Here is a 23,272-nt window from a genome sequence, read left to right on the forward strand (position 1 = left end):
GGAGGCTTTGGTTTGTGGGCCTTAAAGGGTGGAGCCTCTAAGATTGAGAATGTGGATGTTTCAGAACATGCCTTAAATGCGGCTAAAACCGGTGTTGCTTTCAATCACCTCGACCCAGGTCGCTGCAAGTTTTTAAAGAAGGATGTGTTTGCATATCTACGCGAACAGGTGGAAAAAGGAACCAAGTATGATTTGGTCGTACTTGATCCTCCAAAGTTTGCTGAATCAGCGGCTAATCTGAAAAAAGCCTGCAGGGGTTATCAGGATATCAATCGATTAGGACTTATGCTGGTTAAAAATGGTGGACATCTGCTGACTTTCTCCTGTTCAGGTCTTGTTGATCCTGCCCTTTTCCAGAAGATTGTCGCTGACGCAGCGCTTGACGCGAAGGTTGACGGCAGAGTTGTCGGAACTCTGCGCCAGGATGAAGATCATGTGGTATCCCTGCCTTGTCCTGAAACCTTCTATCTAAAAGGTCTGGATATCGCTGTAATGTAAGCAACGCAACAAAGGAAAATAAGGAGTTTACAGTGATTGATTACAAAACACTTTTCGTTTCCCCTTTTATGCAGAACTGCCGAATCTTCTATAACGATGAGACCTTAGAGGCCTGTGTAATTGATCCGGGTGATAACGCAGACAGAATTATGAGTGAGCTTAAAGATAGAGATCTTACTCTGAAGTCAATTCTTATCACTCATATGCATCTTGATCATGTCGGTGGCATTCCTGCCCTGCTTGCTGTACAGAAAGTGCCAGTTTACGGCAGTGCTATTGAAGACAGACCTTTATATGAGACTCTGGATAATCAGGCAGTAGCCTTTGGTCTGAATAAACCAGAGATTTTTGAGACAGAATGGGTAAAAGACGGTCAGATACTTGAACCAATCACCGGACTCAAATTCAGAGTTATCACTACTCCTGGACATACACCTGGTGGAGTCTGCTATTACTGTGAAGAGAAAAAGCTACTAATTAGCGGTGATACCCTCTTTGCAGGCTCAATCGGCAGAACCGACTTTCCTTTAGGGGATTTTGATGATCTGATTGATTCTATTAAAAACAAACTCTACAAGCTTCCACCACTTACAGATGTACTGTCAGGTCATGGCCCAAACAGTACAATCGCAGATGAGATTGAAGGCAATCCTTACACTGTCTGATTATTTGAAAAGATCGGACAGCTCTTCTTTAGACAGGGGCTCTAAGCCTCTGAATTTTCTTTCCTGGTTAATAAGGTTCTCTTCAACATCCTCAAGATCAATTCTCAGAAAATACCCTTTTGTATCCAGAGCTTCTTCAAGATCTTCTACCTTCACCTTAGGAAGGTTTTTATGTTTTGATAAAGCAAACATCATCACAAACTCAGGGGCACCAAAAGCATCAAGAAGACCTGCTGGAATATGGGCAAAAACATCCTTCTCTTTTAAGTAAAGATAACGTCCCTGTTTATTTCTGCTTTTATAAACGAAAACTAATCTATCAGCCATTTTTAAATCCTGTTTTTTTTCTTATAAGTGCTTTAGAAAATACAGCACTCATTGAAACTATGTCTCATAGACAACCGTGGAAGAGTCGTGGAAGAGTATATACCAATTGTGACTTCTAACCTGTGGATTTTATCTTTTCTCTCACCAGCATAAGCGAATAGCCCAAAAGATTCCTGCCTTTCCACTTCTCAATATCAAATCTGTTAGGATCAGTCATTGAAAGACCGATTCCCCAGATCAGATCTCTTACAGCACACTCAGCAAGAACAGCATCTCCTGTTGAAAGAAGAGCCTGTTTTAAAGAAGCATTCTGCTGAAATTTCGAACAAAGACCTTCATAAACAATTATCTGTCTAAATCCGTTCCATACATGATCATCATAGTTGTGAACCTGTCGACCTAACTTCTTTATTTGTGCAACATTATCCGTTGTCAGGATTTTTTTTGAAATCTCAGCATCACAAAAGCATTCTGCTTTTTTGTACATCATGTACTGTTCAATTGATGAGAAAGTATATCCAGAAACGGAAAAATCAGACTGATACCAGTTGCTGAAGACTCCGTTTTCTTCATCAGGATTGTGAAAACATACAACAGACATTCGAGAGCCTTTTTATTTATTTTTCAAAAAGAAACAAGTTCTTTAGTATTCTATAAGAAAAGCGACAACAAAACAAAAAAACACAAAAAAAACGCCATCAATGATCTCTCACTGACAGCGTTCTTTGTAAAAAGGAAGAGCTAAGCTTTACTTAGCGTGACAGAAGCTCTGAGCCTTCTCTCTTTTTATTCTTGCATGTTCCCATGAAGCAAGAGCATCCTCACTAGGCTCATCTCCATTCCCTCTTAAGTATTCAGCCTCATTACCCCAGGAGCAGATACCCTGCTGTGAAGGCAGAACAGAAGGAGAAAACTCAGGATCCTTAATACCTAGTGACTGCTGAAGTCTGTAATCCTTAAATGCAATGAAGGCAAACTTTGAAAGCTTAACAATTGCATAAAGGTTGGTAATGGTTAGCAGAGCCATAAACAGATCTGCAAGGTCCCATACAAGTGAAAGAGAGGCATACGAACCAAAGAACACCATAGCAACAACAAACATTCTGAACAAGGTCATAATAAACGGATTTCTAGTTAGGAACTGAATATTAACCTCACCATAATAGTAGTTACCGATAATTGAGCTGAACGCAAACAGCACAATGGTAAAGGTCATGAAATAACCTGCCCATGCACCTAGCTGAGAAGTCAAAGATGCCTGAATCAGATTGATGCCGGTCAGTTCACCTCCAATCTCATACTGATTTGACAGCAGAACAATAGCTGCTGATGCAGTACAGATTACCAGAGTATCTATGAATACACCGAATGCCTGAATAAGTCCCTGTTTTACAGGATGAGAGGTGGTTGCACATGCTGCGGCATTTGGCACAGAACCTTCACCAGCCTCATTTGAGAACAGACCTCTCTTTACACCAGTTAGAATTGCAGCACCAAAACCACCGGCAACAGCCTGCTGAGGATGGAAGGCATCGTGAACAATCAGGTACAGCATATCTGGAACTGCAGAAATGTTCATGCAGATAATTACAAATGCAATCAGGATGTACAGAACAGCCATGATTGGCACCATAAATTCTGTAACCCTTGCAATTCTCTGAACACCACCAAAAATAATCATTGATACCAGTACACATAGAACCAGACCGGTAATGTAGTTCTCATAGCCATCTAAGTATGACTGAAGATCAAAGGCAACCACAATTGCACTGGTAATAGTGTTTGACTGAACTGAATTGTAGGTCAGAGAAAAAGTGATACTGATTAAGACTGCAAAGATGGCAGCAACAAAAGGCTGACGCAGAGCATTCTTAATGTAGTAGGCAGGACCTCCGTGATAGCCGCCGATGCGGTAAGGAACCTTGTAAATCTGAGCAAGAGTACTCTCGACGAAACCGGTTGCACTTCCTATAAGCGCAATCACCCACATCCAGAAAATAGCACCAGGACCACCTAAAGTAATGGCAATGGCAATACCCGCGATATTACCTACACCTACGCGTGATGCGGTACTGATACAGAATGCCTGAAATGAACTTACCTCTTTACCCTTCTTTTTCTGACCGGTAATACCGTGTTTTAAAACACGGAACATTTCAAAGAAGTACTTAATCTGAACAAATCCGGTACTGAAGGTAAAAAACAGGCCAATGACAATCAGCAGAGTTATGACAATATATGTCCATAAAAATCCACTGACATTGTTTACAAAAGTATTCAATATATCTAGCATGTTAAAATCTCTTGTTATTATAGTTTGCAGTTAACTTGCTGTAGTTTATCATCTAATTATTTATATTTGAATTTTCACCATAAAATGAAGTTTTCACACCATTTTGGTGAGAAAAAACTTATTTGATTTTGAAATTGGATAATTGAATTTAAAAAAATCCGACACAGCCATTATTTTTGGTATTCAGCAACATAAAAAATGACTTTCATACAGTCTTTAACAATACATTTATCGACCATTATGGTAAGATAGTTTTTTTGTAAGGAATTATTGATAAATAAGGCAGGTAAATGGACTCTTTTGCAGATACTGGCGACACAACAATGAGCGCCAGCATTTCAAGAACAGGTTATTCTTTTAACACTATTGAGATGCATAAAGGAACTGTTGAGGAGCTTACCGAACTGCTAGAGCAGAAAGTTCTGCCTCGAGCAGAGATTTACAAAAATTCACCTGTGGTTATTGACGCGGCAAATATCAATTACCTTAAGGATCTTGATTACGACCAGTTAGCTGCAACCTGTAGAAATTACGGATTGTTTCTTATCGGTATTTCAGGAATTCTTACCGAGGAACGCGCTGATACCCTTATAAAAAGGAACATTCCTGTAGTCAACTCTACAAAATTCGCCAGAATGCGCGAAGAAAACTTTAAACCTAGGGTTATTACCAAGACTATAGAGATACAGGTTCCTGTACATATTCCTGAGCCTTATGAGGTAAAGGTCCCATATGAGGTCCGTAAGCCTGAACCTATGATGGTGGTTTCACACTCTCTGCGTTCAGGAGAATGCATAAGTGCTCCTGATACTTCAGTTTTGATTTTAGGTAATGTGGCCAGAACAGCCAGAATTATTGCAAGCCATAATGTGTTTGTATTTGGAGACATGCATGGAGAAGTCTATGCAGGATCACCAAAGGATAAGGATACAGATGGTTATGAGAAAGGCATAATCTACGTCAGTGGCGTATTTGCCCCTACTCTGGTTGCAATTGCAGGTAATTATCAGACAGCTGATGATATGGAGAATAACCAGACCTTAAAATCATTATATGGAGAAGACAGTTCAGTAATAGTTTCACTAAACGGCAGAAGTTTAAACTACTGCCACGTAAAAGACGTACAAACAATTCAATCGAGATTCTAACAAGGATTAAACTAATATGGCAGATCAAATCATGAAGAAAGAAGACGACGCTGAAAAGAAAGTTGAAGAAGTTTTAGCGGCAAACGATTCTGATAAGGATGAAGCAAAGGCTGAAGAGACCAAGTCAGAGGAGAAGAAGGAAGCTAAGCCTGCAGTTAGCAAGGAGCCTTTCAAAAACCTGCACGTTATTGTTGTAACCTCAGGTAAGGGCGGTGTTGGTAAGACCACATCATCTGCAGCTATTGCAACAGGTCTGGCTCAGAAAGGTCACAAGACTGCAGTTCTAGACTTTGACGTTGGTTTGAGAAACCTTGATCTTATCATGGGCTGTGAGCGTCGTGTTGTATATGATTTCATCAACGTAATTCAGGATGAAGCCAAGTTAAACCAGGCTTTAATCAAGGATCGTCACGTAGAGAATCTGTTCGTTCTACCAGCCTCTCAGACCAAAGATAAGGATGCCCTGACTCTTGAGGGTGTTGAGAAGGTATTCCGTGAACTTGACAGCATGAACTTCGAATACGTTGTCTGTGATTCACCAGCTGGTATCGAAACCGGTGCTCTGATGGCACTTTATTTTGCGGATGAAGCAATCGTTACCACAAACCCAGAAGTTTCATCAGTTCGTGACTCAGACAGAATCATCGGAATTCTGAATGCAAAATCACGCAGATCAGAGCTTGAGATGGAACCTGTTGCAGCAAAACTGCTGTTAACCCGTTATGTTCCAAGCAGAGTTAAGAGATCAGAAATGCTTTCAGTTGAAGATGTTCAGGAGCTTCTGACCATTCCTCTGTTAGGTGTTATCCCTGAGTCTGAGGATGTTCTAAAGGCCTCTAACTCAGGTAATCCAATTATTCTTAACGAAGCTTCAGATGCTGGTAAAGCATACGGAGATGCCGTTGAAAGACTTCTTGGCAACGAGGTTCCTCTAAGATTTGTTACCGAGAAGAAAGGTATTTTCGCTAAGATCTTTAAAAAATAATAAATAAGGAGATACCATGTCATTATTAAAGGCAATCTCCGATGCCATTTTCGGAGACAAGAATGAGAGCTCAGCAGAATCAGCCAAGCAGCGTTTAAGCGTTGTGCTGATCAGTGACCGTGCTGGCAGAGATACTCCTGATTACATGCCAAAACTTAGACAGGAAATCTTCGAGGTCCTAAAGAAGTACATCAAGATTGACTCTGAACAGGACGTTGAATTCAACATTGCTAACAAAGACAACACTTCCATTATGGAAATGTCTGTTTCTCTGAAAAGAGAATAGCTTCTAAAAGGACGTCCTCAAACGAGGACGTTTTTTATGGGCAAAAAGTAATTTTTGCTCCCTCTTATTTTTTTTCAAACTAAAGTTCAAAAACAGCACTCTCCTTAAAAAAGGTGAATGTGTGATTTTCCATACGGACAAATAGAATGAAATACTCAAAACTTATAGTTTCAGCAATCGTAGGCTGTGCCCTTCTAACTTCATGTGCTCAGACCACCAAGTCAATGTTCGGTGATGATAGAAATCAGTTCATGCTTGTATCTGAAGACACCATAAATGCCCAGTCAGCTAAGGAATATTCCAAGGTTATTGCTGATGCCAAGAAACATAACAAGCTGGATACCTCTTCTGATTATGCAAAAAGAGTTAACAAGGTATCTAAAAAGCTAATAAAGGTTGCCCCAACTCTTCGAGAAGACTGCAGCAAATGGCAGTGGGAAGTTAACACCATCAGGGATAATACCGTCAACGCATGGTGTATGCCTGGAGGAAAGATCGTTGTCTACACTGGACTCATTAAGGAGCTGAATCTGAATGATGATGAACTTGCCGCAATTGTCGGACATGAGATTTCTCATGCCTTAAAGGAACATTCAAGAGAAGCAATGAGTAAACAGGTAGTACAGTCAGGAGTTACCTCTGTTGCAGGCCTGTTTGGCGTGAGTTCAACCATAACAGATTCTGCTAATGCTGTTTACAATGCTACAGTTGCCCTGCCATTCTCTCGTGATCAGGAAAGCGAGGCTGATAAGTACGGACTTGAACTGATGTACAAGGCAGGATTTAATCCTCAGGGTGCAGTGAGCGTAATGAAGAAAATGGATGTCTACGAGAAAAAGGTTACAGCAACCTCAGGTGCAGGTAATTCAAAAGCAGCCTCGATGCTAAACTCAATCACCAGCACTCATCCTACTTCAGAGAAACGATATAAGGATCTTCAGGCTTTAATCGATAAATACGGACTGAAATCAGAAATCTGATTAGAAAAAAAACTGCGAAATCCGAGAGCCTTGCTCTCGGATAATAGGCTTAAGCCTGAATCGAATCGATAACGATGATATCTCCGTCATCGAATTTGTCTGCATGAGACTTGTAGCGCTCAAGAATATAGTCAACAGCGTCAATTGTACACTTGCTTAGCGAGGTAATAAGCTGAGAACCAGACTGATTTTTTTCCTTAATCTGATTAACATTTTCGATAAACTCATATCCGCGCTTATCAACCTTGAAGTTCTGAGCATCGAATCTCACTTTTACACTGGTTTCCCCACCGTCCATCTTCACACGATACAAATCAATATCTATACCTTCGACAAGCTTTGAGTGGGAAATAATCTCTAAAAGCAGAATCAGGTAGGCTTTAGCCTTGTTGCGGATTTCTGCTTCAGAGTTCGAATCAAGAATTACAAATCTTAACTTTTCCTCAAAACATTTCTGAATATGCTCATAAATTGAGGCATCTCTAGGTACCTTATGCTCAATTACATCAGACAGAAACTCATACACAACCATAGTCATGATTGGAGAAAGATTAGATTCAACCAGCAAATCCTTAAGCTGAGCTGCGCATTCATAAGGATTGTATGCTTCATTATCAGAAACTTTTCTACGATTTTTTAGCATAATTATTCCTTTGTCTATATCTTTCTTATAGGTGAAAAATCAGATAATGATGGATAAATAAACCGAAATTACAGCAATAAGCACAACTACTGATAAAGACATTTTACAAAGAGCAGCAATGATCGCAAAAAATGCACCAATATAGCCTGCATACTGACTGTTTTCAACACAGTAGAAAATACCAGGAAAAACTAAAGCTGTAAGCGCAGTATATGGCACCAGATCAAGAACTCGCTGCCAGTATGAGCTCAAAGAAAGCTTTGAGATAAATAATGCCGGGATAGCTCTGATCGGATAAGTTACCAGAAAAGATATAAGAATTATATAAAGGTAGTAGTTGCTATCCATTTTTAACTCTCCTCAGCCTTAATATCATTTTCATTCTTTACTGCGGATTTTTTGTTGTCCATAAACCTGGCTCCAACAAGAGAACAGCAGACAATAGTTACCAGAATAGCCCAGCATGCATTCATAACTGAGGTAAGAATAATGTTCATAACAGCTGCACTGAGAATAATCAGCATCAGTTTAAAGTTGACCTTGGCTGGAGGAACAATAATCGCGATGAACAGAGCATACAGGGCTACATTCATGGCATTTACCAGATCAACCGGCAGATAATCATTAGCAGTAACTCCGATTACAGCGCCTAAAATCCAAGAGGACCAGGAAGTCAGAACCAGTCCTGAAAAATAGGAAATCTTTACCAGCTCCTTCGGTGCGGTTGTAAAAATTGCAAAAGGCTCATCTGTAACACAATGAGCAAAGAAAGTTCTTGATAAATTGGAGAGCTTTTCAAATCTGGAGAATATACAGGTACTCATAATAAAGTATCTGAAGTTCAGTAAAAATAGACCTAATGCAATTGCAATAAGAGATGAATGCTCTTTTGCCATGGTAACAGCAAAAAACTGACCAGATCCGCTGTAACTCACAACGGACATAAGAATTGTTTCAAACTGGGTATATCCAGACTGCAGAGCCATAACTGCATAAGCAGTACCAACAGATATATATCCAAGACAAATTGGTAAAGAATGTCTGGCTCCCAACAGAAATAGTTGTTTATTATTCAATTTAGCTTCCACTTTTTGTTCATTATGCTCATTTAAGGTGCCATTATGCACCATTATAGACATTATGTATATTACAATTGATAAAGATCTTAAGTCTTTTTAATATGTATGTATGCAAGTTTATTTCAATAACAAATTTTGGATACACAATAATATATGGAAAATTTAGATATAGCAAAGTTTGGTGGAACTTCTGTAGGTAATTTTGAAGCAATGTCTTCAAGCTACAAGGTTGTCATCGGCAATAAAAAGTCACGTGTTGTTGTAGTCAGCGCATGTGCAGGTGTTACAAATCTTCTTGTAGAACTTGCATCGGGCAAATGCAGCGAAACAAGAATTGAAGAAATTATTACTAAACTTCGCGATATCCATGAAGATATTATTTCCCATTTGGACAATCAAGAGGAACTTAGGGAGTTCGTAGAAGGACACATTAAGGAGATCAGAGAACAGACTGCTCAGGCAGCAAAACAGACATCAGATCAGTTAACTGACAGTCTTGTTTCTCACGGTGAGTTAATGTCATCTTACCTGTTCGTCGCTCTATTCAAGCACTTCGGAACCGATGCAACATGGTTTGATGTTAGAGAGGTAATGAGAACTGATTCTAAGTTCAGCAGAGCAAAACCTCTAACTGATGATATCCGTGTGTTAACCCGTGACAAACTGATGCCTTTAATCAGTGACTCAACTGTTATCATCACCCAGGGCTTTATCGGCTCAAATATCATCGGTGAAACAACTACACTTGGAAGAGGCGGTTCAGATTACTCCGCTGCCCTACTGGGTGATGCTCTTGGTGTTGCCACTATCTCTATCTGGACTGATGTTCCAGGTGTATTTACCACCGATCCTCGTATTGTAAAAAATGCACGTCCTATTCCAGAGCTTACATATATTGAAGCTGCTGAAATGGCAAACTTTGGTGCTAAAGTTTTACATCCATCTACAATGCTGCCTGCTGTTGAGAAGAAGATCCCTATTTTCGTTGGTTCATCACGTGAACCTGAAAAAGGTGGTACCTGGGTTAGATATGAAACTACCTCTGAACCTAACTTCAGAGCCCTGGCATTAAGAAAGAATCAGACTCTGATCATTCTGTCTTCTCCTGTAATGGTTGGTGCAACAGGTTTCTTGGCAAATGTATTCGCAGTATTTGCAAAATACAATCATTCAATTGATTTAGTCTCAACCTCAGAAATATCAATTGCAGTAACTATTGACGGCGGAACCAGTACCTCAGGTTCTGCTCAGATTAGTGAAAACATGCTGAATGAATTACGTCAGTTCTGCCATGTAAAGGTTGAAACTGGCTTGCCACTTATTGCCATCATTGGCAATAAGATGTCAGAGAATGCAGGTGTTATCACCAAGGCTTTCGACTCAATCAAGTCATTCTCTGTAAGAATGATCTGCTACGGCGCATCTAAGCACAACCTGTGCTTCCTGCTTAAAGACGGCGATACCTCTGATGCCCTGATAGCACTACATGAGCAGTTATTAGAAGATTAAATTTTTCTGGCATAACTATTGCAAGGCTTTTCTCCACAAGAGAAAAGCTTTTTTTTATCCCAAATGTAAAGAAGTGGGATTCATTTGCCGTTAAATAATGAAGAGAGGGATTAACCTATAATTGTTTATAGGGAATACAGAGGTTAACAGTTATGGCATCAATGGTAACAAATGCAGGTACAGGTTCAGGAAATGATTTTGAATCAATCATTTCTGCTATGGTTTCATCAAGAAAACAGCTACTGAGTAAAAGAGTAACTGTAAAAAAAGCAGAGACCGAAATTGAACAGGATGGTGTAAAGAAACTTACATCAGCCTTAAAGTCGTTTAAATCAACCATTGATAATTCAAAGGGTATTGATGTATTAAATACCCATAAGATTTCTACCTCTCAGTCCTCTTCTTATACTGCATTTTCTATTACTGCTAAATCAGACTGCTCAAATACCAGTATGTCTGTTCAGGTTAACCAGTTGGCAAAGGCTGAATCCATCACTACAAAAATAAAAACAAATGACGAGAGTGGAGAAAAAGTTTTTAATAATTCCTTCTCTGCAGGAACCCTGACTATTAGTCTCGGTAAAGATGAAAATGAGAACGAGCGTAAGTTTGATATTGAGATATCTGAGGGCGATACTCTAGAGCTTATCCGCAGAAAAATCAATACCAGTGCAGAAAACACCTATGGTGTCAGCTGTAATGTTATCAAGACTTCAGATGGCTATTCTTTCTCCCTGGTTGCAGGCGAGACCGGTCAGAATTCACAGAATCTTTCTATTTCATTTTCAGGTTCTGAAGCATCAGAGGGACATGACAGCCTGTCTTTACTCGCATTTGATCACGATAGTAATGTAACAACAGATGAGAATGGCAAAAAAATTGCCTCAAAAGCTAATTGGACCTATTCTGATGGTCAAAATGCCATAATTACAGTAGATGGCAACGAGCTTACCTCAAAAACTAATGAATTTAAAGATCAGGTTGCAGGCGTTGAAATTGTTGCTCAGCGAGTATCAGAATCAGAAACAGAAAATGGTGTAACCGGACTTAAATCCTATCAGGTAGATATCACATCTGATATTGATGCCGCTGCAAACAAGATTCAGACTTTTGTAAACGCATATAACAGTCTGATTTCTACATTCAATACACTGACTGCAAGAAACACCTATACAAATGGAACCAACAACTACGATGGTGGAGATCTGGCAGGTGACTCACAGGTAAAGGGATTGCAGAACAGCCTGGTATCTTTGATTACCAAAGGTGATGTAGAGGTATCAGGAATGAACTACTTTACCTGTGGTCTTGAGTATAACAAGGACGGAACCCTTTCTCTGAATAAGGAAAAGTTCAGTAAGGCTCTTGAAGAAAACTCTACAGCTGTACAGAAACTATTCACCGACAGTGACGGTCTGATTGATAAGGTATCTGATGAAATTTATGAGTACACCAAGTTCGGTGGACTATTGTCTGATCGTGAGACTCAGCTGAAGTCACAGATGGATTACTGGACAGAGAAGGAAAACAGAAACAACGAGCTGCTTGAGCAGTATGAAGCAAACCTAAGAACCAAGTATGGTAATCTTGATTCGCTGATGGCAGGCTATCAGACCTCTTTATCCTACCTATCAAGTGTAATTTCAAGTGTAAGCACTTCGTCCAAGAGTTCTTAAGAAATTCCAAAAAGGATTTAATGGAGGCTTAGGCCTCCATTTTTTCTTTTCAATGCAGACTGCTTCTAACCTAATACTGATACAGGTAATATACCGGTAAATTGCTATTTAATTACAAATTAAAAAGGCACAGACTCATGTGAATCTGTGCCCTTCCATCTTCTACAGTGAATGTAAAAGACTTATGATCTCAAAATTATAGAGAATCCTTTGAACCTAAACGCTCAAATGCTTCCTGTAATCTCTCAACCATTGATTCCTGGCCCTTACGTAACCAAACACGTGGATCGTAGAACTTCTTGTTTGGAACGTCTGGATCGGTACCATCACCTAACTGGCCCTGTAGACGGTTCTCGTTCTGCTTGTAGAACTGTAGGATACCATCCCATGTTGCCCACTGAGTATCGGTATCGATGTTCATCTTGATAACACCGTATGATACTGACTCACGGATTTCCTGCTCAGATGAACCTGAACCACCGTGGAATACTAAGTTTAGAGGCTTCTCTGACTCAGTGTGGAACTTGTCGTGAACATATTTCTGAGAATCACGTAGAATGGTTGGCTTTAACTTAACGTTACCTGGCTTGTAAACACCGTGTACGTTACCGAAAGAAGCAGCAATAGTGAAGTTAGGAGAAATAGCTGATAACTTCTCGTATGCATATGCTACGTCTTCTGGCTGGGTGTATAGAGCTGACTCATCCTTACCTGAATTGTCAACACCGTCTTCCTCACCACCGGTGCAGCCTAACTCTAACTCAAGAGTCATGCCCATCTTTGACATACGCTCTAAGTATTTGCAGCAGATGTCAACGTTATCCTTTAAAGATTCCTCTGAAAGATCGATCATGTGAGATGAGAATAATGGCTCACCGTGCTCTTTGTAGTATTTCTCACCAGCATCTAGAAGACCGTCGATCCATGGTAATAACTTCTTAGCGCAGTGGTCAGTGTGAACTACAACAGGAACACCGTAGTACTCAGCAACATTACGTGCGTGTAGAGCACCAGAAATAGCACCCTTGATAGCAGCGAACTGAGGAATATCTGACTTCAGGCCCTTACCAGCGATGAACTGAGCACCACCGTTTGAGAACTGAACCATAACAGCTGAACGAGCCTTAGCACCAGCCTCGATAACAGCGTTGATTGAATCAGTACCAACACAGTTTACAGATGGGAATGCATAACCATTCTCACGTGCCAGCTTGAATAACTTCTGAAGATTCTCACCAGTTACAACACCTGGCTTGATAACGTCTAAAATCTTAGTCATAAGATTATTACCTTTGTAAAAAAAATAAGAAAAATTCTACAGACAAATGCCAGTCAAATAGACTGGCATTATCATGAAAAGCTATTATTCAGCAGCTCTCTTCTCAAGGATTTCAACAGCTGGTAACTTCTTGCCTTCAACGAACTCAAGGAAAGCACCGCCACCAGTTGAAATGTAAGAAATCTTGTCAGCAACATTGAACTTCTGGATTGCGTTGATGGTATCACCACCACCAGCAACTGAGAATGCAGCAGACTCAGCGATAGCCTGTGACATTGACTTGGTACCAGCAGCAAACTGCTCGAACTCGAATACGCCTACAGGACCGTTCCAAAGAATGGTCTTAGCCTCTTTGATAACCTTGTTGATGTTAGCCATGCTCTTAGGACCTAAGTCAAAGATCATATCGTCATCAGCGATATCCTTCAGATCCTTGGTAACAGCAGGTGTCTTCTCATCGAATTCCTTACCTACAACAACATCAACGAACTCAGGTAACTGAGTCTTTGAAGCTAATTCCTTAGCATTTGGAATTAAGTCTTCTTCGCATAGAGACTTACCAACCTTGTTGCCAGCAGCTGCGATAAAGGTATTAGCAATACCACCGCCAACGATTAACTGGTCACAAACCTTTGATAAGGTATCTAAAACGGTTAGCTTGGTTGAAACCTTTGAACCACCAACGATTGCTACCATTGGACGAGCTGGGTTATCCATAACCTTGCCAAGAGCCTCAAGCTCAGCAGCAAGTAGAGGACCAGCACATGCAACTGGAGCAAACTGAGCTACACCGTAGGTAGTAGCCTGTGCACGGTGAGCGGTACCGAAAGCATCCATTACGAATACGTCGCATAGAGCAGCGTACTTCTTAGACAGGTCTTCAGCGTTCTTCTTCTCGCCCTTGTTGAAACGGCAGTTCTCTAGAACAACTAGCTCGCCTTCTTTAACATCAACACCGTTTAAGTAATCTTTTTCTAAACGAACATTTACACCAGGAAGCTTAGTAGCGATGTAATCTGCAACAGGTTTTAGAGAGAATTCCTCAGCATAAACGCCCTCTTCAGGACGGCCTAAGTGAGAGATAACCATTACCTTAGCGCCCTGCTCTAGAGCCTTCTTGATTGTAGGTAATGTAGCCATAATACGTTTATCTGATTGAACCTTGCCGTCCTTTAAAGGTACATTAAGATCAGCACGGATTAGAACGCGCTTGCCTTTTAGGTCAAGGTCGGTCATCTTTTTAATTGCCATAGTTCGTTTTTCCTCGTATATAAATCGTCTTTGTTAGACTTTAAAACTAAGCTTTAACAGTCATAGATTTTAGCACATGTTTACAACATTTCAATTTTTAGAGCGTATTTTTGGCTATTTTGAAACAAATTTTCTTAAATTGTATATAAACGTTAACAAGATCACTTTTTTTATCGCATTTTCTTAGCCTTACGCTTCCGAAAACATTTAAAAAAATCTGCTCAAAGATGATCCTTTTCTTACCTGAAATTCATCCTTTATCATCGTTTTCGTTTTTTCAGGAAAAGAAAAATTGCATATGAGTTAATTGCTGATACAATCCACCTGCAGAAAATTATTGCTAAATACAAATAAGCTGGATTTATGTTTGTTCTGATTATTTTAATTTCATACTTTGCAATTCTTTATACCTACAGCTATTTTCATGGATCAAAAAACTCCAATGAAACTTTTTTCAGAGGAGATAGAAATTCGCCATGGTATCTTGTTGCCTTCGGTATGATCGGAGCCTCTTTATCAGGAATAACCTTCGTTTCTGTACCAGGTATGGTTATGTGGTCAGACATGACTTATCTTCAGACCTGTCTTGGCTATATTCTTGGATATTTTATTGTTGCCTTTGTTCTGCTGCCGATTTTCTACCGTAATAACCTGACCACCATTTACTCTTTTCTCAAAATCAGACTTGGTGAAACTTCCTACAAAACCGGAGCCTTATTTTTCCTGATTTCTAAACTCATAGGCGCTGCCGCAAGATTCTATGTAGTCTGCCTGATTTTAGACAGATTTGTCTTTAAGGAATTCAATATTCCGTTCTTTGTAACAGTTCCTTTTCTAATGACTCTAATCTGGCTGTATACCAGAAATGGAGGAATAAAAACGCTGGTACATACAGACGTAATTCAGACCTTTTTTATGCTGCTCTCACTAGGGGTTATTCTTTACGGTGTAATGGATGTTTTAGACTTCAGCCTTATGGATGCCTACAAGGAAGTTGTAGCAAGCAGTCATAGCAGAATCTTTGAGTTTTCTGATATCAAATCACCACAGAACTTCTTTAAGCAGTTTATCAGTGGTGCATTCATCGTAGTTGTTATGACAGGACTGGATCAGGACATGATGCAGAAGAACCTAACCTGTAAGACACTGCGTGAGGCAAAAAAAGATATGTGCACCTACGCCTTTGCCTTTACTCCTGTAAACATGCTGTTTATGGTTTTAGGTATTCTGCTTATCTGTGCTTTTAATACAAAGGGAATTTCAATTCCTGAAAAGTTTGACAGTCTGCTGATTGAAGCTATATCCAACGGTACCCTTGGAATAGGAGCAAAAATTTTCTTTGTAATCGGAATTGTATCAGCAGCCTTTTCAAGTGCCGACTCTTCTCTGACAGCCCTTACCACAACATACTGTGTAGATATAAAAGAGAAAAGTGATGATTTGGAATTGAGAAAATATACTCACACAATAATGGCGGTTCTTTTTTCATTTACTGTGCTGATTTTTAACTATTTCAATTCAACCAGTCTGATTGATGCCATCTTTATTCTCTGCGGTTATACCTACGGACCGCTGTTAGGATTATTTACATTTGCAATCTTTGGAAGAAGAACTGTTTCAGACAGACTTACCCCATACATAGCAATGTTCTCCCCTGTTGCCTGTTTTATTATTTCTCAGCTGACATTAAAGATATTTGGTTATAAATTTGGATATGAACTTCTGCTATTAAACGGCGCACTGACATTTGGCGGACTGTATTTATTCAGTACACAGAAAAAAAGCGTATCTGCAGAAGGTTAGGACTACAGTGATACGCCTCAAAAGATGAGAAAAAGAACTCTACTCTGAGATATTTCCTTTTTTAATATTGTCTTTAAGAATACGGTCGGTAAGTTCAAACAGAATCTCAGAACCTTCTTTGGTTCTGTTATGTCTGCCGTACACAAGATCAGCCTTAACCTTATGTTCTCTCCAGTCTGCTCCATTATTACTGTTATTTAGCATTAAAGGCTGGAGATTATCCATTGCCCTAGCAAACTTTCCCTCAGGGGTCTTTGCTTCCTCAAACTCATCAAAAAGAGCAATCAGCTCCTTCTTCTGATCCTCAGGTAACATGGAGAAAATACGCTCCTTTGCAGCATCTTCACGAGCCTTCTGAGATTCCTTGCTTTTAGGATCATACGCATAGGTATCACCGGCATCAATTTCAACAATATCGTGAATCAGACACATCATAAGAACTCTTGCAATATCCACCTTCTCATTTGCATGTTCTTTCAATAGGTAAGCCATAATAGCCATGTGCCAGGCATGCTCAGCATCATTCTCTCGGCGACCGTTACCTGATAAATGAGTCTGACGGAAAATATTCTTTTCCTTATCTATCTCTAAAGCAAATTCCATCTGCTTTTTAAGTCTTTCATTCATTATTCATTTCTCCTGTTGTATGGCTTTGCCTCTAACTGACAGATATAGGTAATTAGCTGATATATAAAACAAAAAATCCACCCACTATAATAAGGATGGATTTAAGGGATTTCTCGGATCAATTCCAAAGGAGCAAGAAACGATCCGAGAAAATTATTGAACTAAATGTTCAAATTCTTACTACTTGATTACCTTCTTTGCTGCTGCAACAACATTGTCAACAGTAAAGCCGTACTTCTCAAACAGCTGACCTGCAGGAGCAGAAGCACCATAGTGGTCAAGACATACTGTTGTGCCATCAAGACCAACATACTTGAACCAGGTGGTTGAGATAGCAGCTTCAACTGCAACACGGGCACGTACTGACTTAGGTAATACAGACTCTTTGTATTCCTCTGACTGACGGTCAAATACGTCAGTGCTTGGCATTGATACAACACGAGCCTTCTTGCCTTCAGCAGCTAGCTTCTCAGCTGCATGGTAAGCAAGAGCAACTTCTGAACCGGTAGCCATCAGGATTACATCAGGAGTACCATCACAATCCTTTAATACATAGCCACCGCGAGCAATGTTGTCAACCTGCTCTGATGAACGAGGCATCTGCTCTAGAGTCTGACGTGACAGAATAATTGCACTTGGGCCATCCTGACGCTCGATCATCTTAGTCCATGCTGCACCGGTTTCAACCATATCACAAGGACGCCACTCATCAAAGTTAGGAATTAAACGTAAGGTTGCAATCTGCTCGATAGGCTCATGGGTAGGACCATCTTCACCAACACCGATAGAATCGTGAGTGAATACGAACAGTGTAGGAATCTTCATCAGAGCTGACATACGTAAAGCATTCTTAGCGTAATCAGAGAAGATCAGGAAGGTACCGCCGTATGGACGGAAACCACCGTGGAGTAACATACCGTTCATAGCAGCACACATTGCGAACTCACGAACACCCCAATGGATGTAGTTACCGTTCAGCTCATGAGGCTGTACTGACTTTGAAGACTGATTGATAGTCAGATTTGATGGAGCTAAGTCAGCAGAACCACCAACTAATTCAGGAAGAACAGATCCAAAGAAGTTCAGAGCTATCTGACCTGCCTTACGGGTAGCAACCTTTGGATCCTCAGCCTTCTGGAGTGACTGAACCCAGTCCTTTGCCTTAGCAGCGAAGTCAACTGGAAGTTTACCAGACATACGACGCTCAAACTCTGAAGCTAACTCTGGGAACTGAGCCTTATATTTTGCGAATAGCTCATTCCAGTCAGACTCAAGCTTAGCCCCCTTTTCAGTAGCATCCCACTCTTTGTAGATTTCCTGAGGAATTTCAAATGGGCCATACTTCCAGCCTAAGGCTGCCTTGGTTGCAGCAATTTCTTCTTCACCTAAAGGAGCACCGTGAGAAGCAGAAGTACCAGCCTTCTTAGGAGAACCGAAACCAATAGTTGTAGGACAGATAATAATAGATGGACGCTTGGTATCGGCCTTGGCCTGCTCAATAGCAACACGAACCTGAGCACCGTCATTACCGTTGGCAACTTCAATTACCTGCCAGCCGTAACCTTCAAATCTCTTCTTGGTATCATCAGCAAACCAGCCCTTTACAGAACCATCGATAGAAATACCATTTGAATCATATAGAGCGATCAGCTTGCCTAAACCTAAAGTACCAGCTAAAGAGCATGCCTCATGAGAAATACCTTCCATTAAGCAGCCATCACCCATGAATACATAGGTATAGTGGTCAACAATATTCATTCCTTCACGGTTGAACTCGTTTGCAAGCATACGCTCAGCCATTGCCATACCAACAGCATTGCCGATACCCATACCCAGAGGACCAGTAGTAGTTTCAACACCAGGAACCTCACCGTATTCTGGGTGACCAGGAGTTTTTGAACCTAACTGACGGAAATTCTTAAGATCTTCAATTGACAGATCGTAGCCGGTTAGGTGAAGTAAAGAATAGATAAGCATTGAAGCGTGACCATTAGATAGAACAAAGCGGTCACGGTTTACGAATTTAGGATTCTTTGGATTGTGATTTAAAAAACCACGCCATAAAGCTTCAGCCATATCAGCCATACCCATAGGTGCGCCTGGGTGACCTGATTTAGCCTTCTGAACGCCATCCATGCTCAATGCACGAACTGCATTGGCAAGCTCTCTGTAATCTGCCATACAAACTCCTTGGACAAGATTTTCTATTTGTATTGTTTATTGTTAAGCGGCATTGTTATGCACTGCTGGATCTAACCGTCTGTTTAGTTTACTTGGTTTATACGTCAAGTCAAAACATTTTGAATTTAAAGAGGAATTTGTTATTTAATTGAACAGAACAAACCATCAAAACGATTAGATAAAATAGTGTTCCATATAAACCAATGCCGGATAAAAATCCGGCATCAGCGACGAATATTAACCGAATACTTTCTTGTAATCAGCCTGGAACTTAGCGATACCCTGATCTGTTAGAGGGTGCTTAATCATGGTCTGGATTACGCTGTATGGAACAGTAGCAATATCAGCACCAGCTAATGCACACTGCATAACGTGGATTGGGTTACGAACTGAAGCACAGATAATCTGAGCCTTGATGTCATTGATTGCGAACATCTCTGAAATAGTTCTGATTAAATCTAGACCATCCTCAGAAATATCATCTAGACGACCGATGAATGGAGAAACATAGGTAGCACCAGCACGAGCTGCTAACAGAGCCTGGTTTGCTGAGAAGATCAGAGTAACATTGGTCTTGATGCCTTCCTTTGCACACTGATGGCAAGCCTTTAAGCCTTCCTCAGTCATAGGGATCTTAACAACCATGTTAGGATGGATAGCTGCGATTTCACGAGCTTCCTTCATCATACCCTCAAAATCAAGGGTAGTTGGCTTAACTTCGCCTGAGATTGGGCCGTCAACAATTGAGGTAATCTCCTTGATAACCTCATTGAAATCTAAACCTTCTTTTGCGATTAGTGATGGATTGGTGGTTACACCGCAGATAACGCCTAAATCATTAGCCTTACGAATATCTTCTACGTGAGCTGTGTCTAGAAAAAAGCGCATGATAACTCCTTTATTTAATTAATTATTTTCTTGTTTAAGAATGACCTCTAAACATTTCTAAATTTTACTCTCTTTTCTTTCGTAAACGTTTGTATTTTTTCAAATGTGTGATGCAATTCATTATTTTTTTACTAGAGAGGTATGGTTTAAAGCGAATTGTCAAATCTCAAAATAGATACGAAAATAAATTGATTTTGAAAAAATTTACAATAACTAAAAAAAATATTAATCCCCTTTATTTAAAAAAAATTAATCCCATAATTAATTGATATTTTTATATTGTTATTTCAAATAGTTATATAATTATTTTTATAAACAAATTTTAAATTTTTTATATGTTTTTTACAAAAATTATAGAAATTATGTTTAAATAGACTATAATCAAAAAATATTGGTAAGGTTAAATTTAAGGAATAATATTCATGTCAAGATTATTTACCTCTGAGTCTGTATCAGAAGGACATCCAGACAAAATCTGTGACCAGGTATCTGACGCAATTCTTGATGCAATTCTAGAACAGGACAAATCAGCTCACGTTGCCTGTGAAACTCTTGTTAAAACAGGTCTTATTCTAGTTGCGGGTGAGATTACAACCACAGCTAATGTTGATTTTGAGGCTGTAGCACGTAAGACTGTATGCGATATTGGCTATAACAATTCTGAAGTTGGTTTCGATGGTCATTACTGCGCATTCCTGAATGCTTTAGGCAAACAGTCTCCTGATATCAATCAGGGTGTTAGCCGCACTCTTCCTGAGGATCAGGGTGCAGGAGATCAGGGTCTTATGTTCGGTTATGCAACCGATGAGACACCACAGTTTATGCCTGCAGCCATCACCTATGCTCATGAGCTGATGAAACTACAGGCAAAACTGAGAAAATACGGCACAATCTCATGGCTTCGCCCTGATGCTAAGAGTCAGGTTACTATCGCATATAAAGATGATGGTTCTATCGATTATGTTGATACCATCGTTCTTTCAACTCAGCATAACGAAGATGTTTCTCAGGAAACTGTTCACGAAGCTGTTTACGAAGAAATCATCAAGAAAGTTATCCCTGCAGAATATCTGAAAAAAGAAACCAAGATCTTCATCAATCCTACCGGAAGATTCGTTATCGGTGGTCCTGTAGGTGATGCAGGTGTTACCGGAAGAAAGATTATTGTTGACACATACGGTGGTGCAGCAAGACACGGTGGCGGAGCTTTCTCAGGAAAAGATCCATCAAAGGTTGACCGCTCAGCAGCTTACGCAGCAAGACACGTTGCCAAGAACATTGTTGCAGCTGGTTTAGCCCACAAGGCAGAAGTTCAGGTTTCATATGCAATCGGTGTTGCTCAGCCTGTTTCAATTGCTGTTAATACCTTTGGTACCGGCAAGATCGATGACAACAAGATTGCGGAGATCGTTCCTCACGTATTTGATTTAAGACCATACGGTCTGATCAAAGATCTAGACTTGATTCGTCCAATCTATCAGAAGACAGCAACCTACGGTCACTTCGGAAGAGATGGCTTTAGCTGGGAAGAGTTAGATAAGGTTGATGCTCTAAAGCAGTCACTATAACTGAAAAATACAGATATTTAGATCCTCAGATCCCAAAAGGATTCTGAGGATTTTTTATTGGTTTAAGCGTTTAGTTACAGTTGCAAAGATTCAGATCAACACATGACAGAAGTTTTTTAGTCTTTTCTGAGGAAATAGAATACCAGATAATATTGCCCTCTCGTTTCCCTTCAATAATTCCTGCTTCCTTCAAAATCTTCACATGCTGAGATACCAGAGCCTGGCTTATGTTAAGACGCTCTGACATTGTATTAACATTGCACTTTCCGTTTCGGTAAAGGCCACAGGCTATATTCAGTCTTATAGGGTGACCCAGGGCTGAAAAAATCTTTGTATATTCTTCTATATTTAATGTGTTCATGGCGCGAATGTTAACAGAAATATAATGAATTGACAATATAACAATATTGTAATATTCTAATATTGTTATATTTAAGGAGAATTTCATGAAAACATTGATTATTGGCGGTGGAGCTGCAGGAGCAAGCTGTGCAGCAAGACTGCGCAGAAATGATGAGAATGCAGAAATTACAGTTTTAGAACAGTCAGATGAAATATCTATAGCCAACTGCGGACTCCCTTATTACATAGGCAATGTAATCAACTCTGAAGAAACGATGCATGTTTCTGACGTAAACAAATTCAGAAACTGGTTCAATATCAATGTTCTTTTAAATACAAAAGCGGTGGCAATCGACAGAAACAGAAAAGTCGTAAAAACAGCAGACAATAAGGAATTTGGCTACGACAGACTTGTTATTGCCACAGGTGCATCCCCTTTTGTTCCTGACTTTGAGGGTATGAACAGGGATAAAACCTTTACCTTAAGAACACTCTCAGATGCCAACAGAATTAAGGCATACATCAGAAACAACCAGGTCTCCAGAGCGGTGGTTGTAGGAGCTGGTTTTATCGGTGTTGAGATGGCAGAGAATCTCTCAGAACTTGGTATCAGCACCACTATTGTGGAACTGTCTGAGCACATCATGCCTAACGTTGACATTGAGGTTGCAAAGGTTGCTCAGAATAAACTTAAAGAAAACGGTATAGAGATCATCTTAAATGACGGAGTTAAAGGCTTCTCTGAGGACAATGTCCTATTAAACTCAGGAAGGTCAGTTCCGTTCGACATCGTGGTCATGTCAATTGGAGTCAAACCTCAGATTGAACTTGCTAAAAGTGCAGGTCTAGAGGTTTCAAGAGGAATTATTGTCGACAGCACACTAAAAACCTCTGATGAAAATGTGTATGCGGCAGGAGATAACGTTGAAATTACCGACTTTGCGACAGGAACACGCGCTCTGATTCCTCTTGCCGGCCCAGCGAATCGTCAGGGAAGAATCATTGCAGATAACATCTGCGGTAAAAACGAAACCTATAAGAATACCCAGGGCTCCTCCGTTGTCAAAATCTTCAATCTGACTCTTGCAGCAGTTGGAGCTAACGAGACGAGATTAAAGAAACTTGAAATTCCTTATCTTAAGACCTTTATCTATGCTAATTCACATGCAGGTTACTATCCAGGAGCAAACCAGATCCTCTATAAGATGCTTTTCACAAAGGAAGGCAGAATACTTGGTCTACAG

23 protein-coding genes are annotated in these 23,272 nt (G+C 40.1%); 11 read left to right on the forward strand and 12 right to left on the reverse strand.

The annotated features are described in order from the left end of the window. A partial coding sequence (locus tag QZU45_RS07915; RefSeq protein WP_295353828.1) for a class I SAM-dependent methyltransferase occupies positions 1 to 498 on the forward strand: 498 nt, incomplete at its 5' end. Positions 499 to 530: 32 nt separating this feature from the next. Further along, positions 531 to 1,163 (forward strand): MBL fold metallo-hydrolase, encoded by a 633-nt coding sequence (locus tag QZU45_RS07920; protein ID WP_295353830.1) that lies wholly within the window; start codon positions 531 to 533, stop codon positions 1,161 to 1,163. On the opposite strand, the gene QZU45_RS07925 is transcribed toward QZU45_RS07920, so the two are convergent. The 3 genes from QZU45_RS07925 to QZU45_RS07935 all read right to left on the reverse strand — a co-directional run bounded on the left by QZU45_RS07925 (position 1,164) and on the right by QZU45_RS07935 (position 3,783). Continuing rightward, on the reverse strand, positions 1,164 to 1,490 hold the full coding sequence (locus QZU45_RS07925) for a YcgL domain-containing protein (RefSeq protein WP_295353833.1): 327 nt from the start codon (positions 1,488 to 1,490) through the stop codon (positions 1,164 to 1,166). 115 nt (positions 1,491 to 1,605) lie between these two features. Further along, positions 1,606 to 2,091, reverse strand: a complete 486-nt coding sequence (locus tag QZU45_RS07930; RefSeq protein WP_295353836.1) for an NADAR family protein — start codon at positions 2,089 to 2,091, stop codon at positions 1,606 to 1,608. A 147-nt stretch (positions 2,092 to 2,238) separates the two neighbouring features. After that, entirely contained in the window at positions 2,239 to 3,783 is a 1,545-nt protein-coding gene (locus QZU45_RS07935) for a sodium:alanine symporter family protein (RefSeq protein WP_295353839.1), read from the reverse strand. A 290-nt stretch (positions 3,784 to 4,073) separates the two neighbouring features. Between QZU45_RS07935 and QZU45_RS07940 the strand changes: the two genes are divergently transcribed. The 4 genes from QZU45_RS07940 to QZU45_RS07955 all read left to right on the forward strand — a co-directional run bounded on the left by QZU45_RS07940 (position 4,074) and on the right by QZU45_RS07955 (position 7,182). Continuing rightward, the gene (locus QZU45_RS07940; protein ID WP_074839667.1) at positions 4,074 to 4,931 is read left to right on the forward strand and encodes a septum site-determining protein MinC; all 858 of its coding nucleotides are present in this window, start codon (positions 4,074 to 4,076) and stop codon (positions 4,929 to 4,931) included. A gap of 16 nt (positions 4,932 to 4,947) precedes the next feature. Beyond that, entirely contained in the window at positions 4,948 to 5,916 is a 969-nt protein-coding gene (gene minD / locus QZU45_RS07945; RefSeq protein WP_295353842.1) for a septum site-determining protein MinD, read from the forward strand. 16 nt (positions 5,917 to 5,932) lie between these two features. Continuing rightward, positions 5,933 to 6,202, forward strand: a complete 270-nt coding sequence (gene minE / locus QZU45_RS07950) for a cell division topological specificity factor MinE (protein ID WP_295353845.1) — start codon at positions 5,933 to 5,935, stop codon at positions 6,200 to 6,202. Positions 6,203 to 6,348: 146 nt separating this feature from the next. After that, positions 6,349 to 7,182 carry a M48 family metallopeptidase gene (locus tag QZU45_RS07955; protein WP_295353848.1) on the forward strand — a complete coding sequence of 278 codons (834 nt, stop codon included), beginning with the start codon at positions 6,349 to 6,351 and terminating at the stop codon, positions 7,180 to 7,182. Positions 7,183 to 7,231: 49 nt separating this feature from the next. Here the strand turns inward: QZU45_RS07955 and QZU45_RS07960 are convergent, their stop codons facing one another. Genes QZU45_RS07960 through QZU45_RS07970 form a run of 3 tightly spaced genes read right to left on the reverse strand, consistent with a single transcriptional unit; the run spans position 7,232 to position 8,901 of the window. Beyond that, positions 7,232 to 7,825, reverse strand: a complete 594-nt coding sequence (locus QZU45_RS07960) for a hypothetical protein (RefSeq protein WP_295353851.1) — start codon at positions 7,823 to 7,825, stop codon at positions 7,232 to 7,234. Positions 7,826 to 7,864: 39 nt separating this feature from the next. Further along, positions 7,865 to 8,173 (reverse strand): AzlD domain-containing protein, encoded by a 309-nt coding sequence (locus tag QZU45_RS07965; protein WP_295353854.1) that lies wholly within the window; start codon positions 8,171 to 8,173, stop codon positions 7,865 to 7,867. 2 nt (positions 8,174 to 8,175) lie between these two features. Further along, positions 8,176 to 8,901 (reverse strand): AzlC family ABC transporter permease, encoded by a 726-nt coding sequence (locus QZU45_RS07970; protein ID WP_295353857.1) that lies wholly within the window; start codon positions 8,899 to 8,901, stop codon positions 8,176 to 8,178. Between the two features lie 156 nt (positions 8,902 to 9,057). Here QZU45_RS07970 and lysC point away from each other — a divergent pair, with 156 nt between their 5' ends. Both lysC and fliD read left to right on the forward strand, forming a co-directional pair. Then, on the forward strand, positions 9,058 to 10,413 hold the full coding sequence (gene lysC / locus QZU45_RS07975; protein ID WP_294997701.1) for a lysine-sensitive aspartokinase 3: 1,356 nt from the start codon (positions 9,058 to 9,060) through the stop codon (positions 10,411 to 10,413). A 152-nt stretch (positions 10,414 to 10,565) separates the two neighbouring features. Beyond that, a complete protein-coding gene (gene fliD, locus QZU45_RS07980; protein ID WP_295353861.1) occupies positions 10,566 to 12,089 on the forward strand; it encodes a flagellar filament capping protein FliD in 1,524 nt (507 codons plus the stop codon). 196 nt (positions 12,090 to 12,285) lie between these two features. Here the strand turns inward: fliD and fbaA are convergent, their stop codons facing one another. Together fbaA and QZU45_RS07990 are read right to left on the reverse strand one after the other, a co-directional pair. Beyond that, positions 12,286 to 13,368 carry a class II fructose-bisphosphate aldolase gene (gene fbaA / locus QZU45_RS07985; RefSeq protein ID WP_295353864.1) on the reverse strand — a complete coding sequence of 361 codons (1,083 nt, stop codon included), beginning with the start codon at positions 13,366 to 13,368 and terminating at the stop codon, positions 12,286 to 12,288. An 84-nt stretch (positions 13,369 to 13,452) separates the two neighbouring features. Further along, complete coding sequence (locus tag QZU45_RS07990; RefSeq protein ID WP_074943449.1) at positions 13,453 to 14,619, reverse strand: phosphoglycerate kinase; 1,167 nt, start codon at positions 14,617 to 14,619, stop codon at positions 13,453 to 13,455. A gap of 363 nt (positions 14,620 to 14,982) precedes the next feature. Between QZU45_RS07990 and QZU45_RS07995 the strand changes: the two genes are divergently transcribed. Beyond that, positions 14,983 to 16,422: a sodium:solute symporter gene (locus QZU45_RS07995; protein WP_295353868.1), complete on the forward strand. Its 1,440-nt coding sequence runs from the start codon at positions 14,983 to 14,985 to the stop codon at positions 16,420 to 16,422. A 39-nt stretch (positions 16,423 to 16,461) separates the two neighbouring features. Here the strand turns inward: QZU45_RS07995 and QZU45_RS08000 are convergent, their stop codons facing one another. From QZU45_RS08000 to fsa, 3 genes are all read right to left on the reverse strand, one after another. Next, positions 16,462 to 17,049: an HD family hydrolase gene (locus tag QZU45_RS08000; RefSeq protein ID WP_295353871.1), complete on the reverse strand. Its 588-nt coding sequence runs from the start codon at positions 17,047 to 17,049 to the stop codon at positions 16,462 to 16,464. A gap of 180 nt (positions 17,050 to 17,229) precedes the next feature. Continuing rightward, the gene (gene tkt, locus QZU45_RS08005; protein ID WP_295353874.1) at positions 17,230 to 19,230 is read right to left on the reverse strand and encodes a transketolase; all 2,001 of its coding nucleotides are present in this window, start codon (positions 19,228 to 19,230) and stop codon (positions 17,230 to 17,232) included. A 237-nt stretch (positions 19,231 to 19,467) separates the two neighbouring features. Further along, positions 19,468 to 20,118 carry a fructose-6-phosphate aldolase gene (fsa, locus tag QZU45_RS08010; RefSeq protein WP_031491420.1) on the reverse strand — a complete coding sequence of 217 codons (651 nt, stop codon included), beginning with the start codon at positions 20,116 to 20,118 and terminating at the stop codon, positions 19,468 to 19,470. 422 nt (positions 20,119 to 20,540) lie between these two features. Between fsa and metK the strand changes: the two genes are divergently transcribed. Beyond that, positions 20,541 to 21,686, forward strand: coding sequence for a methionine adenosyltransferase (gene metK, locus QZU45_RS08015; protein ID WP_295353878.1), 1,146 nt, complete (start codon positions 20,541 to 20,543; stop codon positions 21,684 to 21,686). A 70-nt stretch (positions 21,687 to 21,756) separates the two neighbouring features. Here metK and QZU45_RS08020 read toward each other — a convergent pair whose 3' ends face one another. Continuing rightward, complete coding sequence (locus QZU45_RS08020; RefSeq protein ID WP_295353881.1) at positions 21,757 to 22,047, reverse strand: metalloregulator ArsR/SmtB family transcription factor; 291 nt, start codon at positions 22,045 to 22,047, stop codon at positions 21,757 to 21,759. Positions 22,048 to 22,132: 85 nt separating this feature from the next. Here QZU45_RS08020 and QZU45_RS08025 point away from each other — a divergent pair. Continuing rightward, a partial coding sequence (locus tag QZU45_RS08025; RefSeq protein WP_295353883.1) for an FAD-dependent oxidoreductase occupies positions 22,133 to 23,272 on the forward strand: 1,140 nt, incomplete at its 3' end.

The organism is uncultured Succinivibrio sp., assembly GCF_902756765.1.
Lineage (GTDB): Bacteria > Pseudomonadota > Gammaproteobacteria > Enterobacterales > Succinivibrionaceae > Succinivibrio.

Bases quoted from the DNA above. Each gene is read 5' to 3' on its own strand.
- QZU45_RS07925 (WP_295353833.1), bottom strand. From the start codon at position 1,490: ATGGCTGATAGATTAGTTTTCGTTTATAAAAGCAGAAATAAACAGGGA.
- QZU45_RS07930 (WP_295353836.1), bottom strand. From the start codon at position 2,091: ATGTCTGTTGTATGTTTTCACAATCCTGATGAAGAAAACGGAGTCTTC.
- QZU45_RS07935 (WP_295353839.1), bottom strand. From the start codon at position 3,783: ATGCTAGATATATTGAATACTTTTGTAAACAATGTCAGTGGATTTTTA.
- QZU45_RS07940 (WP_074839667.1), top strand. From the start codon at position 4,074: ATGGACTCTTTTGCAGATACTGGCGACACAACAATGAGCGCCAGCATT.
- minD (WP_295353842.1), top strand. From the start codon at position 4,948: ATGGCAGATCAAATCATGAAGAAAGAAGACGACGCTGAAAAGAAAGTT.
- minE (WP_295353845.1), top strand. From the start codon at position 5,933: ATGTCATTATTAAAGGCAATCTCCGATGCCATTTTCGGAGACAAGAAT.
- QZU45_RS07955 (WP_295353848.1), top strand. From the start codon at position 6,349: ATGAAATACTCAAAACTTATAGTTTCAGCAATCGTAGGCTGTGCCCTT.
- QZU45_RS07960 (WP_295353851.1), bottom strand. From the start codon at position 7,825: ATGCTAAAAAATCGTAGAAAAGTTTCTGATAATGAAGCATACAATCCT.
- QZU45_RS07965 (WP_295353854.1), bottom strand. From the start codon at position 8,173: ATGGATAGCAACTACTACCTTTATATAATTCTTATATCTTTTCTGGTA.
- lysC (WP_294997701.1), top strand. From the start codon at position 9,058: ATGGAAAATTTAGATATAGCAAAGTTTGGTGGAACTTCTGTAGGTAAT.
- fliD (WP_295353861.1), top strand. From the start codon at position 10,566: ATGGCATCAATGGTAACAAATGCAGGTACAGGTTCAGGAAATGATTTT.
- fbaA (WP_295353864.1), bottom strand. From the start codon at position 13,368: ATGACTAAGATTTTAGACGTTATCAAGCCAGGTGTTGTAACTGGTGAG.
- QZU45_RS07990 (WP_074943449.1), bottom strand. From the start codon at position 14,619: ATGGCAATTAAAAAGATGACCGACCTTGACCTAAAAGGCAAGCGCGTT.
- QZU45_RS07995 (WP_295353868.1), top strand. From the start codon at position 14,983: ATGTTTGTTCTGATTATTTTAATTTCATACTTTGCAATTCTTTATACC.
- QZU45_RS08000 (WP_295353871.1), bottom strand. From the start codon at position 17,049: ATGAATGAAAGACTTAAAAAGCAGATGGAATTTGCTTTAGAGATAGAT.
- tkt (WP_295353874.1), bottom strand. From the start codon at position 19,230: ATGGCAGATTACAGAGAGCTTGCCAATGCAGTTCGTGCATTGAGCATG.
- fsa (WP_031491420.1), bottom strand. From the start codon at position 20,118: ATGCGCTTTTTTCTAGACACAGCTCACGTAGAAGATATTCGTAAGGCT.
- metK (WP_295353878.1), top strand. From the start codon at position 20,541: ATGTCAAGATTATTTACCTCTGAGTCTGTATCAGAAGGACATCCAGAC.
- QZU45_RS08020 (WP_295353881.1), bottom strand. From the start codon at position 22,047: ATGAACACATTAAATATAGAAGAATATACAAAGATTTTTTCAGCCCTG.